Origin of the sequence: Halocynthiibacter sp. SDUM655004 (genome assembly GCF_026015885.1) — a bacterium.
In the GTDB taxonomy this organism is placed as follows: Bacteria; Pseudomonadota; Alphaproteobacteria; order Rhodobacterales; family Rhodobacteraceae; genus Falsihalocynthiibacter; species Falsihalocynthiibacter halioticoli.
The window spans coordinates 833,921-850,915 of sequence record NZ_JAPDUG010000002.1 but is presented as its reverse complement, the minus strand read 5'-3'; the positions used below and the strand labels follow the sequence as shown (position 1 = coordinate 850,915).

Below are 16,995 nucleotides of genomic sequence, written 5' to 3'. Positions count from 1 at the left end.
TGTTTGAATGTTTCGAAGCCTTAGCGGCGACGGTCGCGGCGGCTGCTCATTGGCTGGAATGCAACGCCGACATGCGCCTCGCAGTAAGGTTTTCCAGTTTGGACATTGAGACCGCAGAACCAGAATTCGTCTGTGGCGGGGTCGCCAATTGGCCATTTGCATGTACGCTCGGTCAACTCCATGAGCGAAAGCTTCTTGGCCGTCTTTTCAACTTCACGAACCGATGCCAGCGCTTCAGGGCTGATTTCATTGGCCGAAGGTTGAGGAGGCAATGGCTGTCCGGCAGGAATGATCGCTTTGCGCGCAGGTGTAGCTGGGCGAGCGGGTGCTTCCGCAGGTGCAGCAGCTTTCTCCGCTGCCGGCGCGGCCTTTGGTGTGGCCGGCTTTGCGCGCGCGGCTGGCTTTGCCGCTGCGGGCTTTTCTTTGGCTTTTGGCTTGGCGCTGCTGGTTGTGCGGTTGGAAAGGCCAAGACGGTGCACCTTGCCGATAACGGCGTTTCTGGTAACGCCGCCAAGTTCCTTGGCAATCTGGCTCGCGGACTGGCCTTCGCCCCACATTTTTTTCAGGGTTTCGACGCGCTCATCTGTCCAGGACATATAACTTCCTTTGGTTCGGTTCGCGGGATTAAGACCGCACAAAACAGTCTCGCAGGCCGCAACCTGAAAGAATTCAACTGACCCCCTATTTTAATCACCCCGCAACGGGATACAAGGCACAGGAGTCGATTCAGGTTGAATCCGAGAAATTAGTTGAGGAAGTATGAGCATGCAGGCGGAATATTCGGAGCAGAAACGCAAGTTTGGCCGGATCAACTGGCTTGGAACCTATACGCTCGCCCAACGCGAGATACGCCGTTTTGTCGTTGTCTGGACGCAAACGCTACTTGCGCCGTTGGTGACTGCTGCTTTGTTCCTTGCAATTTTCACCGTTGCAATCGGGCCGACCCGTGGTGACGTAAACGGGGTGCCGTTTCTGCATTTCATCGCGCCGGGTATTCTAATGATGACGGTTATTCAGAACGCGTTTGCGAATACTTCATCCTCCATCACCGTTGCGAAGGTTCAGGGCAATATCGTCGATACATTGATGCCGCCGCTTTCCCCAATTGAACTCGTTGCCGGATACCTAGCAGGGGCGATCGGGCGCGGGATGCTTGTTGCCGTTGTTATCGGCCTTGGAATGAGCTTGATCTTGGGCATCGAGATTCATCATCCGATCTGGGCTCTGGTCTTTGCGTTTCTTGGCAGCGCGATGCTCGGGGGGCTTGGCATTCTTGCTGGCGTCTATTCCAATAAGTTCGATCAAGTTGCGGCAATCACCAACTTCATAGTGACACCTTTGGCGTTCTTGTCCGGAACTTTTTACTCCATAGATGCGCTGCCGCCACTTATCCAAACACTCACACGTGCCAATCCAATTTACTACCTGATTGACGGTGTGCGCTATGGAGTGCTTGGAGGAGCGGAGACAGGCCCATGGCTTGGGTTGCTGATCTGTGTCGTGACGACCGGTTGCATTATTGCAATATGTTGGGCGTGGTTCCGCAAGGGCTATCGGCTCAAGCCATAAAAAGCTTGTCAGCTCTAGCCGCTCCCGTCTATACGAGCCGCATGATCAACGCTGCGAACATATCTTTCCGACGCCGACGCTAAGTATAGCTGCGGCCAATTCGCTATTGATTTCGCGCAATATTGCGCAACACTCCTCAAAATCTTGACACACGGCTGCCCTTACGGCACCAAAGCCCCTTCTTATAAGGACAATACCCATGATTTCTACCGTTCTGCCGACGTACAACCGCGCTCCACTTTCCTTTGAAAAAGGTGAAGGTGCTTGGCTTGTAGAGGCAGACGGCCGCCGATTTTTGGATCTTGGTGCTGGGATAGCCGTTTCGGCACTCGGGCATGCGCATCCGGCATTGGTAAAGGCGCTGACAGAACAGGCAGAGAAACTCTGGCATGTGTCCAACCTCTATCAAATACCACAGCAACAAAAACTTGCGGATCAACTCGTCGATGCGACATTCGCGGACACGGTATTCTTTACCAATTCCGGTACAGAGGCCTGTGAACTTGCCGTTAAGATGGCGCGGAAATACTGGTTTGAGAAAGGTCAGCCAGAGCGTGTTGAAATCCTGACGTTTGAAGGTTCATTCCACGGGCGTTCGGCGGCAGGTATTGCGGCGGCGGGTAGCGAAAAGATGGTCAAAGGGTTTGGCCCGATTGTCGGTGGGTTCACACACCTGCCATTCAACGACCTCGACGCAGTGAGGGCCGCCGCGAGCGACAAGACAGCCGCGATCATGATTGAGCCAATTCAGGGTGAGGGCGGTATTCGCGCGCTTCCTGACAGCACACTCAAGGCCCTTCGTGAAATATGTGACGACTGCGGCGCTCTGCTCATTCTGGACGAAGTGCAGTGTGGCATGGGCCGAACAGGTAAACTGTTTGCATATGAATTCGCAGGTATCGAGCCAGATATTATGATGGTTGCCAAAGGTATCGGAGGTGGCTTCCCGCTCGGTGCAGTGCTTGCCAAAGAAGAGGCTGCAAGCGGAATGACTGCGGGCACGCATGGCTCTACATATGGGGGTAACCCACTGGCCTGTGCTGTTGGCTCTGCGGTGATGTCGGAGGTCTCCACACCGGAGTTTCTGGCCGAAGTTTCGCGCAAATCTGCGCTGCTGCGCCAAGGTCTGGAAGGATTGGTTGCAACATATCCGGATGTATTCGCCGAAGTGCGCGGCAGCGGTTTGATGTTGGGGCTGAAATGCGTTCCGGCCTGTGCGGATATCGTTGCAAAGGGCTATGACGAATGCCTGATCACTGTGCCCGCTGCGGATAACGTTATCCGTCTCTTACCGCCCCTAAACCTCACGGACGATGACATTGCCGAAGGGCTGGCGCGGCTTGAGGCTGTTGCGAAAAAGGCGAGCGGGTGATGCCACAAACGTATCAATTCAAACGTGCAACACGGGAGGATTTCCCGTTGTTGTACGGATGGCTTTCGCAAGCCGCGGTGCGCGAGTTTTGGGGAGATCCGGATCGCGAACTGGCCTTAATCGAAGAAGAAATCGATGGCGGCGACTGCAATATGCATATCGTTTGGGGCATTGCCGATGGGCGCGAGGCGGCCCAGCCCTTTGCATTCATTCAGGATTGGGGGCCAGAAACGGTCGATATTCCGCATATGGACGATGTGCCAACAGGGACGCGTGCGATTGACGTGTTTCTGGGGGACGCGGCGTTTCTGGGGCAGGGCCATGCAAAAGCATTTGTTCGGCAGTATGCCGAGCTGCTGTTGGCAAATGGCGCCGCACGCGTTGTATCAGACCCAGAATGCCGAAACGCACGAAGCATCGCCATGTTCAAGGGCGCCGGGTTCGAGCAAGGCCCGAGGCGCATCTGTGAAACGGGCGACCCAGTATACATCATGACATTCAAGGGCGGCGATAGCATTGCCAAGCCCCAACAAACACCCGAAACGGATAAAACATGAACCATTTTCTAGATATCAACAAAACCGCGCCTGATGATCTGCGGGCAATGATTGAACTCTCGAAGTCAATGAAAACTGCGCGGAATGATCGGCCGAAAGGTATGAAGGACGACGATCAGCCTCTTGCGGGGCGGATGGTTGCATTGATCTTTGAAAAACCCTCAACCCGGACACGCGTTTCCTTTGACGTTGGTGTGCGCCAGATGGGCGGGGAAACGATGGTTCTTTCTGGCAGCGACATGCAGCTTGGTCACGGTGAAAGCATTGCCGATACCGCTCGGGTGCTGAGCCGTTACGTTGATCTCATCATGATCCGCACGTTCGAAGAGTCGACGCTACTGGAGATGGCAGAATATGCCACCGTTCCCGTAATTAACGGCCTAACCAATAGAACGCATCCGTGCCAAATCATGGCGGACATTCAGACATTCGAAGAGCACAACGGACCAATTGCGGGCAAGAAAGTCGTGTGGACCGGTGACGGTAACAATGTTGCAGCGTCATTTGTACATGCTGCTGGTCAATTTGGCTTTGATTTCACCTTCGCGGGCCCAGAGGAGTTTGATCCTGAGCATGTCTTCATGAACGAAGCCCGCGCGAAAGGCGTGAAAGTCGAAGTGGAACGCGATGCCGCCAAGGCGGTACAGGGCGCGGACCTGGTAGTTGCTGATACATGGGTGTCGATGCACGACCCGCAATCGGCGCGTCAACGGCGGCACAATCTGCTCTATCCATATCAGGTTAATCAAGCCTTGATGGAGCAGGCAAACTCCGACGCATTGTTCATGCATTGTCTCCCCGCGCATCGCGAAGAAGAGGTGACCAATCAGGTAATGGACGGGCCGCAATCGGTTGTGTTTGACGAAGCTGAAAATCGCCTTCACGCACAAAAAGCGATCATGCGCTGGTGTCTCGGCCTATAAGGTCGTATTTGTCGCGAAGTTTTACGCTAACGGACCAAGGATGGGATGAATATGAGTGACAGTGGGAATAAGGCCGCAATTGGCTTGATTGGCCTTGGAACGATGGGGAGCGCACTGGCGCTGAACATTGCAGACAATGGCTACAAGATCGCTGTGACCAACCGAACTGTTTCGCGTGTGAGCGAGTTTATCAACGATGCGGGCGAGTTGTCTGAATATCTGATCGGTTGCGATGATATCGAAAGCTTTGTCGCTTCACTGCAAACTCCGCGCGCAATTATTGTGATGGTTCCCGCAGGGAAGCCGTTTGACGACCAGATCGAAGCGCTGAAGCCTTATCTTGATGAGGGCGACACGCTCATTGATGCGGGAAACACGAACTTCCACGATACCCGACGCCGTGATGCAGAGCTTGCGGCGGATGGTTTCCGGTTTGTTGGCATGGGCGTATCTGGTGGAGAAGAAGGCGCGCGTTTCGGTCCGTCCATCATGGTTGGGGGCCCCGAAGAAAGCTTCAAGCCTATTGAGCCAATCATCAATGCAATTGCTGCTAAGTATGAAGGCGATCCTTGCGCTGCTCATCTTGGCCCTGATGGCGCTGGGCATTTCGTTAAAACGGTTCACAACGGCATTGAATATGCCGATATGCAATTGATTGCTGAGGTCTGGGGCATCCTTCGTGACGGGCAGGGAAAGTCCGCCGCAGAAGTGGGCGCTCTATTTGACCGTTGGAACGAAGGCGAGCTAAAGAGTTATCTGGTTGAGATAACCGGTAAAGCGCTTGGCGCGACGGATGAAGCGACTGGCAAACCGGTTGTAGATATTATCCTTGATCGTGCTGGCCAAAAAGGCACGGGGCGCTGGACGGTGATTGAAGCGCTTGGCCTTGGTCAATCTGCGTCAACGATTGAAGCAGCGGTCGGTGCACGAAGCTGGTCTGCGGCCAAGGACGTTCGCGAAGCGGGCGCTGAGATATTGGCAGTTCAGCCAGAGGGTGGCCCTCAGGTATCCGAAGAAGACCTTGCCGATGCTTTGCTTGCAGCGCGTATCCTTGCCTACGCACAGGGCTTTGACATCCTGACCGCGGCATCAGAGACCTATGGTTGGGATTTGGATATGGCCCGTGTTGCAGAGATTTGGCGTGCCGGTTGTATTATTCGGTCTGCACTTCTTGATGATATTTCGGCCGCGTTCCGTGGCGAGTTGCCAAAAGGCCGCCTAATCTTGGCGCCTGCGTTCGCAAAACGGCTTGTGAACGGCTCTGCGGCTTTGCGCCGCGTTGTTGCCTCCGCAGCAATGAACGGTCAAGCGACACCAGCATTCTCTGCCGCACTCGCCTATTTTGACACAATGCGTACTGCGCGCGGAACAACGGACCTTGTGCAAGCGCAACGTGATTTCTTTGGTGCGCATGGATTTGAACGTGTTGATCAAGAGGGTGGTGGCTTCCACGGCCCATGGGCGCTGAGCGCAGAAGACATGAACGTATCGCGTTAACTTACGTGAGCACGAAAATAAAAGGGCCGCTGATTGAGCGGCCCTTTTTTGTTGGGATTAGCCAACCAATAGGTTCAGGATCATAAAGATCACGGCTGACATGATCGCTGCAGCGGGGACTGTGACCACCCATGCTGCAATGATGGTCATAAAGTGCGAGCGACGTACAAGCTTTCTGCGGCGGCGCTCTTCGGGTGCTATCCGAAGCTCGGGCGGGCGTTTTGCGCGGCTTTGCTTCAGGCGCTTTTCAGTATGCCATTCGCGGTAAAATCCAACGCCGAAAACACCGCCCACAGCGATATGCGTCGAGCTAACAGGAAGGCCGAGCCAGCTTGCCACGATGACCGTAATCGCGGCAGAAAGCGAAACACAGTAGGCACGCATCGGGTTGAGTTTTGTAATCTGGCTTCCGACCATGCGGATAAGCTTTGGCCCGAACAGTACGAGACCGAACGAGATGCCCAAAGCGCCAATCACCATGACCCACGACGGAATAGAAACTTTCGCGGCAAAATCACCAAACTCTGCGGCGTGCACAATCGCAGCCAATGGTCCAACGGCATTGGCAACGTCGTTCGCACCATGAGCGAACGAAAGAAGCGCAGCAGAAATGACCAGCGGAGCGGCAAACAGGATCTTTAGCGATTTGTTGCGGTTCTCTAGGCCTTCTGCCTTCTTGTTGATCAGCGGTGCGGAAACGACGTAGCAGACTGCGCCGATTACGAGACCGATCAGAAGCGCAGTTCCGATATCGATCTTCATAATTCTCTTGAGGCCCTTCATCGCGAGGTAAGTCGCGAATACGCCAGCCATGATGCCGATCAGAACAGGTACCCACTTCTTTGCGGCGGCAATCTTGTCGTCTTGATAGATGATTTTGGCCTTGATAAACGCAAGGAACAGAGCGGCGATCACACCACCCAAAACCGGCGAAATCACCCAACTTGCGGCGATAGCGCCCATTGTTGGCCAATTTACAGCGGTCAGGCCAGCGGCGGCGATGCCAGCGCCCATAACACCACCAACAACAGAGTGCGTCGTAGAAACAGGTGCACCGACAAAAGTGGCAAGGTTCACCCAAAGCGCCGAACTAATTAGCGCGGCCATCATAGCCCAGATAAAGACACGGGTTTCGGTGAACCCGGCAGGATCAACAATACCTTTCGAGATGGTCGAAACCACATCGCCCCCCGCGATCAGCGCTCCGGCGCTTTCGAACAAGGCGGCAATGACAATCGCCGCGCCCATCGTAAGCGCATTCGCCCCGACGGCGGGCCCCATGTTGTTCGCAACGTCGTTTGCACCGATGTTGATCGCCATATACGCGCCGAAACCGGCTGCGGCGATAACAACAAAATTGGTAGGCGTCGCATCAAAAAAGATCGCCGCCATCAAAACTGTCAGCACAATGAAGGCGAGCGCAATGCCCGGCGCAATCAGCGGCCGAGAGATATACGCGGTCGCTGATTCAATTTGGCTGATTTTGTTGAGGTCTTTGTCCAGTGTCTGCCACTGGTTGCTCTTGGGTTTGTCTGACATTTCATCCCCCGGAATCGGCTTTGGTGATCGCTAACGGGCGAGACCCTTTCGATCAAGGAAAATGTCGTACTTCCGTTACAATTCTTCGAGAATTGCCTGCAACTCTGGTTCTTGGACCATGTTTGCAGCTTCGGTCGGAGTTACCCATTTGCGTTCCCGTTCCGCAGCTTCGGGAAATGAATCCTCGAGCTTTTTCACGTTGACCGCAAATATAGATGTTTCGCAAACTTCAATGCCGCCTGTATCCATCTTCTTTTCATAGGAAAACTGACCGATGGCTTTACGGGAGACTTCTCCCTCGGAGACACCGGCTTCTTCCCATGCTTCCTGCATGGCAGCACTCGGAGCATCTTTGCCGTCAATCGGCCAACCCTTGGGTAGAATCCAACGGCCCGTGTCCCGACTGGTCACAAGCAGAACCTTTTTATCGCTTCCGTTACCTTTGTAACAAAGCACTGCAACCTGCACGCGAGCAGGGCGCTTTATCAGGGGCGATACGTAATCTTCCCATGCTTTCTTAAGAGCATTGCCCATTGTTTTGCCTCATCGTTTCTTTGTTTTGTATAATATAGGCTATTTTTTAATAGTTTACAAATAGTTGACTATTGACGCCGCTTCGCACGCAGAGTTGGTGCCTCTTTGGTCGGGTCTTCGGGCCATGGATGCTTTGGATACTGCCCGCGCATATCTTTGCGAACATCAGCATAAGAATTGGCCCAGAAGCCTGGGAGGTCGGCGGTTGTTTGCAAGGGCCGACGAGCAGGTGACAGCAAAGTTATGCGCAGCGGAGTCCTGTTTTTTCCAACTGTTGGGTGCTCTGTAACCCCAAACATCTCCTGTAGCCTTACGGATATTTCGGGAGCTTCTCCGCTATAATCAATCGGCGTTTTATGACCAAGTGGCGTAACAAAACTTGCCGGTGCGAGTTGGTCCAAAAGTTTGGTTTGCTCCCAGTTCAGTCGCTGCTTCAGCGCGGGGAGTGGATCAAAGCCGCGCAATTGGTTTTCAGTTTTGAGGCCCGCGATATGAGGAAGTAACCAATCCTCTGCATCGTCGAGTATCTTATCAACGCACATATCAGGCAGATCGTCTGGGAACAGTGCGACGCGCGACAGAAAGCGCGCCGTTGCTGCTGACACTGGCAAGCCAATATCGCGGAATCCGTCAAGCGCAGCATTGGCAATTGCGTCATCTGGTGCATCTTTCCAGTTTGTATCGCTTAGAGTAAGAGCGCCAAGTTTCTGCTGTTTGCGCGCCAGAACTTTGCGCTCTCGGCGTGACCATTCACAGGACTCCACCCAAATGAGTTGATCGGAAAACAATCGTTCTACGCTGCTTTGGTCAATTTGAAGTGCTTGACGAATTCGCGCTTCTTTCGCGTCTCCGTCGAGATCGCTGACCACAAGCATGCGCGCGCCAGCAAGGGGATCATCGTCGGCCAAAAAGGCGCCTTTCCCGCCGGATAGAATATACCTTGGCTGCCCGCCCGGACGTCGCATTGCAATCCTGTCTGGATAGGCAAGTGCAATCATTTCAGCTTCAGAATAGTCAACTTCGGGGGGCTGGACCCCTTTGAGTGATTTTACCAGCGACTTCATTTCATCTTTTATTGAGTGAAATGCCGCGTGGTTAAGCTCTGCGGCAAAGTTTTTAGGAGAAGACGAGCGGATTAATTCGAGCCGCTTGCGTATGTCGCATCCTTGGCCGCGAATTGGATCGCGACCGTTAATCAGCGCGGCGAGGGGAATAGCATTGTCACCAGCCTTTAGCAGCATATGCGCCAATCTAGGATGCAGCGGAAGGCGCGCGATTTGTTTGCCATGGTGGGAAGTGCGCCCTTCATCGTCGAGCGCGCCGAGAGATTGTAATAGACGACGGGCCTCTATCATTGCACCGGTGTTTGGTGGAGTGAGAAAGGCGAGTTCATCTGCGCTTGCTGCGCCCCAAAGCGCGAGTTCCAGCACAAGGGATGCCAGATCAGTTGATTCAATTTCAGCAGGAGGAAAGGCCGAAAGTGCGCCTTCCTCTCCTTTTGTCCACATTCGATAACACGTACCTTCGGCAACGCGGCCCGCGCGACCGCGGCGCTGCTCCGCCTCTGCTCGGGACACCGGTTCGGTCACGAGCCGCGACATGCCTGATGATGGATCAAAACGTGCGCGTCTCGATCGTCCGCAATCCACAACAACGCGCACGTCCTCAATTGTAAGGGAAGTTTCTGCAATTGCGGTGGCCAGCACGATCTTGCGACCGGACTTGGCTGGCGCAATCGCTGCGCGCTGGTCTTTGAAGTTCATAGCGCCGAAAAGTGTGTGAATATGACAATCCGAGGGAACGCGGCCTTTTAGTCGCGTTTCGACACGCCGGATTTCACCCTCTCCAGGCAGAAACACCAAAACGCCGCCCTCTGTTTCGTTCACCGCTGTTTCGATCAAACTCGCGGCGGCGTCTTCAAACCACCCGCGTTTCTTGGCGGTTCTTGCGATTGGTTTTGGCAGGTGTCGGGTCTCTACCGGAAAACTGCGGCCTTCTGATGTTATAATTGGGCAATCATCAAGCAATGCAGCAACTGGAGCAGCGTCAAGCGTGGCCGACATTACGACAATCTGGAGATCGTCACGCAGCGCACCCTTGATCTCCCAACAGAGAGCCAAGCCCAAATCGGCATTGAGGCTTCGCTCGTGGAATTCGTCAAATATGATCGTGTCGACGCCCGATAATTCGGGGTCGGATTGGATCATGCGCGTCAAGATACCTTCGGTTACAACCTCAATACGTGTATTCTTGCCTGATTTGACTTCGCCCTTAATCCGATAGCCAACCGTTTCGCCGACGTTTTCGCCAAGTGTTCTGGCCATTCGCTCTGCGGCGGCGCGCGCTGCAAGCCGTCTTGGTTCAAGCATGAGAATGCGGCCAGTGGTCTTGCTGCTCTCTCGTATCGCTAGAGGGATACGTGTTGTTTTGCCTGCGCCTGGAGGCGCTTGCAAAACGACGCGGCCATGCCGGTGGAGCGCGTCACAGAACGCGCCGACAACTTCGTCAATAGGAAGAGAAAACTGGCTTGGGTTCACTGTCGTATCAGGCTGGCGCGTCCGAAAAGGGTGTCGGTGAAAATTTTGGTTACATGATACTGCCCCGTAGGCAATTTCGAGTAAACGACCTTGAACTCGAAATTAACGCGTTCGCGCATCTCACGAGGCGAAAAACCTTCGATACGCCGGTAAACGCCATTACATGTGATTTCGTTTCCGTTCACGATTGGCTTTGACAGGCGCGTTTCGCTGCGCCTGCGGCCATCAAAGGTTTGAACATTGAGCGTGCATACGTCTTTTTGATCAACCTTGCGCAGCAGTGTGTACATCGATGTTAGCGTATCCAATGTGCCCTTTTGTTTTGATGGGTCGGCATCGTATTTCTTGGGTTTGCGTTTTGGCTTAACTTCCAAGACTTGCGGTACGCCATTCTTGTAATTGAGCGAGCTACTTTGTTTGCGCCGGCCGGTGTTTGCCTGTTCGGAGTATCGCGTTGGGATCAGCTTGTCGCCGCGCACAAGCCCTGCGGATTGCGCGTCATAGCTAACTTTAACCACTGAACCAACAAGGCCTGTGCTCGCAAGCTTCCCGCCGATGCGGTAAGTATTCCCGTCGTTCACAGCATTGAATGCAAGTCCGCCCGCGGGTATCCCGCTGAGATACAGTTTGTATTGCCCTTGATCTTTGAGTGTTTCGGCCAATAGCGGCGTCGAAATTACGAGACAAAGTGTTGCGGCCATGCGGGTAACAGCGACGCGCAGAATGGATTTGAACATATAGACAGGATTCCTGTGTGGATTCGGCTCTTGGTATGGCAAATACTTGGTGGAAATGGCAATGTTATCCAATATCACGCGCAAAGTCGTGACACTATCAGGCGAAAGGCTGCCCATTGAGCGCACCAGAAAAACCAACATCTGAGGTCGCCGAGCTTGCTGAGGGATTGGTTGGCGGACAGCGACGCGCCTTGGCGCGGGCGATCACACTTATCGAAAGTGTTAAGCCAAGCCATCGCAAAGATGCGCTCGAGCTTTTGTCGCGGGTCCGGCAGGAGACTGGCGACAACTCTAAACAAGCGCTTCGGATTGGATTGTCCGGCACGCCGGGAGTCGGGAAATCAACGTTCATCGAGTCATTCGGTATGATGCTCGTCAACAAGGGCTTACGTGTTGCGGTTCTTGCGGTTGATCCAAGTTCTGCGCGATCAGGCGGCTCTATCCTTGGTGATAAAACGCGCATGAGCCTATTGTCGCGTGCGCCCAACGCGTTCATTCGTCCCTCGCCAAGCTCCAACACCCTTGGTGGCGTTGCACGGCGAACGCGCGAGGCGGTTACCCTGTGTGAAGCGGCGGGATATGATGTGATCCTGATCGAGACCGTGGGAGTCGGGCAGAGCGAAACAATGGTAGCTGGTGTTTCCGACATCTTTCTATTGCTTATGGCTCCAGCCGGAGGCGACGAGCTTCAGGGTGTAAAACGCGGCATTATGGAAATTGCCGATATCATCGTCGTGAACAAAGCGGATGGGGACCTCAAACAAGCGGCCACGCGAACCTGTGCAGATTATGCCGGTGCGCTTCGGCTGCTTCGAAAGCGCGCGCGTGATCCGGACGGGTTTCCAAAGGCGATGCTTGCCTCTGCACTTGAGGAGGAGGGGATTGCCGACGTTTGGGAAGAAATCGAAACTCTTGCCAATTGGCGTAAAGAGAGCGGGGTTTGGGATAAGGCTCGCGCAAGTCAGGCCGCGGATTGGTTTCAACAAGAGGTCGAAGCGGGGCTGCTCGCGCAGCTCACGGAAAGCGAAACGATTCGGAATTTAATGCAAAACTACCGCTCCAATGTGAGTGATGGCACAGTGAGCCCCTCGGTTGCCGCGGAAAACTTGCTGAAAGCGTTAAAAACCACCGGATGAATCGCTTGACGTCCCCTCATATCGGACGTAATAACCGCGAACGGAATTCAGGGCGTCACTGTGTTGGCGCCCATTTATGTTATCGAGTTGTGTGAGGGATCCGCTCTTACATGGCCACGACAAAGGAAGATCATCATGGCACGTCGTTGCGAATTGACCGGAAAAGGCCCTATGGTTGGCAACAATGTCAGCCATGCGAAAAACCGTACACGTCGTCGGTTCCTCCCGAACCTGAATGACGTTTCCCTGCAGTCCGAAACACTGGGCCGCACATTCAAGCTCAAAATCTCTGCTGCTGCTCTGCGCTCTGTAGATCACCGTGGTGGTCTGGACGCGTATCTTGCAAAAGCAAAAGACGCTGAGCTTTCGGAAAACGCGCTGAAAATCAAAAAAGACATCCTGAAAGCCCAAGCAACCGCTTAATCGGCATTCAGATTTCTTAAAGGCCTCGCCCTAACCGGCGGGGCTTTTCTCGTTTGCGTCAGTTGGTTCGAAGCGCGCTCAAGTGAAGCTACAATTTGTCACTGGCGGAGCATTTCAGGCGGCCATATAGTCGCGCCATGAACCGCCGGATTTTTCCAGATATGAGCAAGTTGCTCGCCTTCGCGTTGGTTGCCTTGATTGGGCTGACCAATGTTGCAATGGCGGTTGGACAGATGCGCGCCGATGCTTCGGGCGAGATGGTTCTATGTGTTGGCAACGGCCATATCACCGTTCAGGTCGATGCCGACGGCCAGCCGATTCAGCAGAAGACAGTTTGCCCCGAATGTATGGCGACGGTTGCTTTCGGTGCGCCGCAGCAAACACATGCGACCCCAAGCTCTATCGTTTATTCGGATGCAATATTCCAAAGCGAGGGCGAAATCCGCCGTGCTGTACATAGTGCGGTAGCGCCGCCCTCACGTGCGCCCCCTGCAGCTGCCTAAGCAACCCATGGCGGATTCCGCCAACACTTAACTAACAATCAATGACCATAAGAAAGGACTCGAAATGTCTTTTGTAAAATCCCTTGCCGTTTCCGTATTCATGGGCGCTCTTGCTGCGCCTGCTTTTGCCGCAGATATCGAAATCCACGATGCATATGCCCGTACATCCACACCAACCGCAAAAGCGGGTGGTGCGTTCTTCCACATCATGAATAAGTCTGATCAGGACGATCGTCTTGTGGCGGTTTCTTCAGACGTTGCGCCTCGTACAGAGCTGCATACTCATAAAGACATGGGTGACGGCGTAATGAAGATGATGGAAGTCGAAGAGGGCTTTGTCATTCCTGCGGGTGGTATGCACGCGCTTGAGCGTGGTGGCGATCACGTCATGTTCATGGGCCTGAGCGAAGGCTTCAAAGAGGGCGAGACAGTTTCTGTGACCCTGACATTTGAAAACGCGGGTGACATTACCGTCGACATTCCTGTCGATCTTGAACGTGGCGCAGATCACAAGATGGATCACGGCGACATGGATCATTCCAAAATGGACCATGGCGACATGAAGCATGACGATAAATCGAACTAAATCGTTATCGTCTTAAGTAGGAAAGGCCGGAGAATTCTCCGGCCTTTTCGCGTTTTAGCTAGAACAGAATGTTTCTGCTGTCTGGCCAAACTCTTTGTAACGAAGCCAGAAGCGTTCATCACTTGCCTTGCTGGATTGGCGAATAACTTGTGCTTGATGCGGATCTTTAAAGAACTTCGCTGCTTTGCGTTGGTCGCTGCGCGTCAGGATCATATCTGCTGCATCTTGAATGCATCCGCAAAGCGCACGGTTTGCGGCTTTGCGGCCCGAGCTATTGCAGGCGTTTTCGATCGCGCTAGCGTTAAGAGGTTGAGGGGCTGTTAGAGAAAGGCTGGCCGCCATCGCCAGCATAAGGATGCCTGTCGTTTTCATATGTCTACCTATTCTACCGATGTTCGCACGCGCTCTTTGCGAGTCTCTGTGCGAATTGCCTGAGCGCAGAATGACTCAAATCAGGGAAAAAATCAATTTGTTGATAAAAATTCCTCTTTTCCTGATGCGAAAAGGCAATTCAAATACACCCCGAGCGCCACTGGCGATGGGTTGCGCCATTTTTATTGCAAAAACCCGCAATTGAGACGATGCCAAGCGTCAACCCCGCTTGACCAGCACGCGAATCCACCTCATATCCAATTCCATGACAGATCTCGCCAAAATTCGTAACTTCTCCATCGTGGCGCATATTGACCACGGTAAATCCACGCTCGCTGACCGTCTCATCCAAGAGACCGGCACCGTTGAGACGCGGGAGATGAAAGAACAATTGCTCGACTCGATGGATATCGAGCGAGAGCGCGGTATTACGATCAAGGCCAACACGGTGCGTATTGATTACCTTGCCGATGATGGCGAGCAGTATGTACTGAACCTGATCGACACGCCGGGCCACGTCGACTTTGCCTATGAGGTGAGTCGCAGTATGCGTGCGGTTGAGGGCAGCTTGCTTGTTGTGGACTCTTCGCAAGGCGTAGAGGCCCAGACACTGGCAAACGTTTACCATGCGATTGAGGCGAACCACGAAATTGTGCCCGTTCTCAACAAGATTGATTTGCCCGCATCGGATTGCGATCGCGTCGCAGAGCAGATCGAGGACGTGATCGGAATTGACGCCACAGGTGCAATTCAGGTGTCAGCCAAAACAGGGCAGGGCATCCACGAAACGCTTGAAGCGATTGTGAAGGAGCTTCCTGCGCCCGAAGGCAATCGTGATGCACCACTCAAGGCAATGCTTGTTGACAGCTGGTATGACGCCTACCTTGGTGTGATTGTTCTTGTGCGTGTGATTGACGGAGTTCTTCGCAAGGGTGACCGCATTAAGATGATGCAGAACGGCTCTGTTCATCCGGTTGATCGTATTGGCGTGTTTAAGCCAGAGATGACCATGATTGATGAGCTTGGACCGGGCGAGATCGGCTTTCTGACAGCGTCGATCAAACAAGTGCGAGACACCCGTGTTGGTGACACGATCACTCACGAGAAGAAAGGTTGCGCGGAGCCACTGCCGGGCTTCAAACCAGCACAGCCAGTTGTGTTCTGTGGGCTCTTCCCCGTTGATAATGCCGAGTTCGAAGACCTGCGCGATTCAATTGAGAAGCTCGCTCTGAACGACGCCAGCTTCTCTTACGAAATGGAAACCTCGGCAGCGCTTGGCTTTGGCTTTCGCTGTGGCTTCCTCGGGCTGTTGCACCTTGAGGTGATCCGCGATCGGATTGAGCGTGAATACAACATCGAGCTGATCACGACCGCGCCGTCGGTGATTTATCATGTGCATATGCGTGACGGCACGATGCTGGAGCTTCACAATCCCGCTGACATGCCTGATCTGACCCATGTGGACCATATAGAAGAGCCGCGGATTAAAGCGACAATCCTTGTGCCGGATGAATACCTCGGTGACGTGCTAAAGCTTTGCCAAGACCGCCGCGGCATCCAGCTTGACCTGACTTATGCGGGTTCGCGGGCGATGGTGGTTTATGACTTGCCGCTCAACGAGGTCGTCTTTGACTTTTATGATCGCCTTAAGTCGGTGACTAAGGGCTATGCCTCGTTTGACTATCAACTCACTGGTTATCGCGAGGATTTTTTGGTCAAAATGACCGTTCTCGTGAATGAGGATCCTGTGGACGCGCTTTCGACCATGGTGCACCGTGACCGCGCAGAGCAACGCGGGCGCGCGCTTGTTGAAAAGCTCAAAGAGCTTATTCCGCGTCATATGTTTAAAATTCCGATTCAGGCGGCTATTGGTGGCCGTGTGGTGGCACGCGAAACACTTTCGGCAATGCGCAAGGACGTGACAGCCAAATGTTACGGCGGCGATGTTTCTCGTAAGAAAAAACTCTTGGAGAAGCAAAAGGCCGGTAAGAAAAAGATGCGCCAATTCGGCAAGGTGGAAATCCCACAGCAGGCCTTTATCAACGCGCTCAAGATGGACGACTAGGCGCGACCATCTGCGCGGGTTGGCATCGTTTCGGTGCGGGAGTAGACTTCGTGTACGCGAAGCTCAACATAAAGGTCCGCCATGCCTCTTTCCGCACTGTCCGCCCGCTCAAACGATCAATGCGAGCTTTGCGGCTCAAGCGACCATCTTGCGCAATATGATGTCGGGCCAAACGCCGACAATACGGTGCATATGTCTGCATTTCTTTGCCAGAAGTGCATCGAGCAGATCGATGGCGAGCTTGACCCACACCATTGGCGCTGTCTTACATCTTCAATGTGGAGCGAACATGCGCCCGTAAAGGTTTTGGTCTGGCGTTTACTTGATCGTCTGAAAGACGAGGCATGGGCGCATGATCTATTTGATATGCTCGATCTTGAAGCGGATGAACTGGAGTGGGCCAAGGCCGGTGCCGCAGTGCCCAAACTCGAGCACAAAGATGCAAACGGAACTGTTCTGGTTGCGGGCGATGCTGTGACGCTCGTGAAGGATTTGCCTGTAAAAGGCGCGGGCTTTACGGCGAAGCGGGGGACTGCCGTTCGTAACATTTCCCTCGTCGAAGACAACGCGGGCCAGATTGAAGGCCGTGTAGAAGGGCAGCGGATCGTGATCTTAACCGAGTTTGTTAAGAAGCGCTGAAACGCA

At 53.8% G+C, this 16,995-nt stretch carries 17 protein-coding genes; 11 read left to right on the top strand and 6 right to left on the bottom strand.

Going from position 1 to position 16,995, the window contains the following annotated elements:
* Nucleotides 1-20 precede the first annotated feature (20 nt).
* Nucleotides 21-596, bottom strand: a complete 576-nt coding sequence (locus tag N9C89_RS11750) for a GcrA family cell cycle regulator (RefSeq protein ID WP_263954076.1) — start codon at nt 594-596, stop codon at nt 21-23.
* A gap of 169 nt (nt 597-765) precedes the next feature.
* On the opposite strand from N9C89_RS11750, the gene N9C89_RS11745 reads away from it, so the two are divergent.
* The 5 genes from N9C89_RS11745 (at nt 766) to gndA (ending at nt 5,918) form a co-directional block, all read left to right on the top strand.
* Complete coding sequence (locus N9C89_RS11745; RefSeq protein WP_263954075.1) at nt 766-1,569, top strand: ABC transporter permease; 804 nt, start codon at nt 766-768, stop codon at nt 1,567-1,569.
* A 199-nt stretch (nt 1,570-1,768) separates the two neighbouring features.
* The gene (locus tag N9C89_RS11740) at nt 1,769-2,941 is read left to right on the top strand and encodes an aspartate aminotransferase family protein (protein WP_263954073.1); all 1,173 of its coding nucleotides are present in this window, start codon (nt 1,769-1,771) and stop codon (nt 2,939-2,941) included.
* Complete coding sequence (locus tag N9C89_RS11735; RefSeq protein ID WP_263954072.1) at nt 2,941-3,498, top strand: acetyltransferase; 558 nt, start codon at nt 2,941-2,943, stop codon at nt 3,496-3,498. The genes N9C89_RS11740 and N9C89_RS11735 overlap by 1 nt, the downstream gene beginning before the upstream one ends.
* Nucleotides 3,495-4,421 (top strand): ornithine carbamoyltransferase, encoded by a 927-nt coding sequence (gene argF, locus N9C89_RS11730; RefSeq protein ID WP_263954070.1) that lies wholly within the window; start codon nt 3,495-3,497, stop codon nt 4,419-4,421. The genes N9C89_RS11735 and argF overlap by 4 nt, the downstream gene beginning before the upstream one ends.
* A gap of 51 nt (nt 4,422-4,472) precedes the next feature.
* Nucleotides 4,473-5,918 carry an NADP-dependent phosphogluconate dehydrogenase gene (gene gndA, locus N9C89_RS11725; RefSeq protein WP_263954068.1) on the top strand — a complete coding sequence of 482 codons (1,446 nt, stop codon included), beginning with the start codon at nt 4,473-4,475 and terminating at the stop codon, nt 5,916-5,918.
* Nucleotides 5,919-5,975: 57 nt separating this feature from the next.
* Here gndA and N9C89_RS11720 read toward each other — a convergent pair whose 3' ends face one another.
* The 4 genes from N9C89_RS11720 to N9C89_RS11705 all read right to left on the bottom strand — a co-directional run bounded on the left by N9C89_RS11720 (nt 5,976) and on the right by N9C89_RS11705 (nt 11,265).
* On the bottom strand, nt 5,976-7,457 hold the full coding sequence (locus tag N9C89_RS11720; RefSeq protein WP_263954067.1) for an inorganic phosphate transporter: 1,482 nt from the start codon (nt 7,455-7,457) through the stop codon (nt 5,976-5,978).
* A gap of 75 nt (nt 7,458-7,532) precedes the next feature.
* Complete coding sequence (locus tag N9C89_RS11715; RefSeq protein WP_263954066.1) at nt 7,533-7,991, bottom strand: NUDIX hydrolase; 459 nt, start codon at nt 7,989-7,991, stop codon at nt 7,533-7,535.
* 68 nt (nt 7,992-8,059) lie between these two features.
* Complete coding sequence (hrpB, locus tag N9C89_RS11710) at nt 8,060-10,528, bottom strand: ATP-dependent helicase HrpB (RefSeq protein WP_263954065.1); 2,469 nt, start codon at nt 10,526-10,528, stop codon at nt 8,060-8,062.
* Nucleotides 10,525-11,265 carry a DUF3108 domain-containing protein gene (locus tag N9C89_RS11705; protein WP_263954063.1) on the bottom strand — a complete coding sequence of 247 codons (741 nt, stop codon included), beginning with the start codon at nt 11,263-11,265 and terminating at the stop codon, nt 10,525-10,527. The genes hrpB and N9C89_RS11705 overlap by 4 nt, the downstream gene beginning before the upstream one ends.
* Before the next feature lie 116 nt (nt 11,266-11,381).
* On the opposite strand from N9C89_RS11705, the gene meaB reads away from it, so the two are divergent.
* From meaB to N9C89_RS11685, 4 genes are all read left to right on the top strand, one after another.
* Nucleotides 11,382-12,401, top strand: coding sequence for a methylmalonyl Co-A mutase-associated GTPase MeaB (gene meaB, locus N9C89_RS11700; RefSeq protein ID WP_263954062.1), 1,020 nt, complete (start codon nt 11,382-11,384; stop codon nt 12,399-12,401).
* A 135-nt stretch (nt 12,402-12,536) separates the two neighbouring features.
* A complete protein-coding gene (gene rpmB, locus N9C89_RS11695; RefSeq protein WP_263954061.1) occupies nt 12,537-12,824 on the top strand; it encodes a 50S ribosomal protein L28 in 288 nt (95 codons plus the stop codon).
* A gap of 161 nt (nt 12,825-12,985) precedes the next feature.
* Nucleotides 12,986-13,327: a hypothetical protein gene (locus tag N9C89_RS11690; RefSeq protein ID WP_263954060.1), complete on the top strand. Its 342-nt coding sequence runs from the start codon at nt 12,986-12,988 to the stop codon at nt 13,325-13,327.
* Nucleotides 13,328-13,391: 64 nt separating this feature from the next.
* Nucleotides 13,392-13,913, top strand: coding sequence for a copper chaperone PCu(A)C (locus tag N9C89_RS11685; RefSeq protein WP_263954059.1), 522 nt, complete (start codon nt 13,392-13,394; stop codon nt 13,911-13,913).
* 54 nt (nt 13,914-13,967) lie between these two features.
* Here the strand turns inward: N9C89_RS11685 and N9C89_RS11680 are convergent, their stop codons facing one another.
* Nucleotides 13,968-14,285 (bottom strand): hypothetical protein, encoded by a 318-nt coding sequence (locus N9C89_RS11680; protein ID WP_263954058.1) that lies wholly within the window; start codon nt 14,283-14,285, stop codon nt 13,968-13,970.
* A 265-nt stretch (nt 14,286-14,550) separates the two neighbouring features.
* Between N9C89_RS11680 and lepA the strand changes: the two genes are divergently transcribed.
* Nucleotides 14,551-16,350, top strand: a complete 1,800-nt coding sequence (lepA, locus tag N9C89_RS11675; RefSeq protein ID WP_263954057.1) for a translation elongation factor 4 — start codon at nt 14,551-14,553, stop codon at nt 16,348-16,350.
* Between the two features lie 81 nt (nt 16,351-16,431).
* On the top strand, nt 16,432-16,989 hold the full coding sequence (locus N9C89_RS11670; protein WP_263954056.1) for a PhnA domain-containing protein: 558 nt from the start codon (nt 16,432-16,434) through the stop codon (nt 16,987-16,989).
* Nucleotides 16,990-16,995 lie beyond the last annotated feature (6 nt).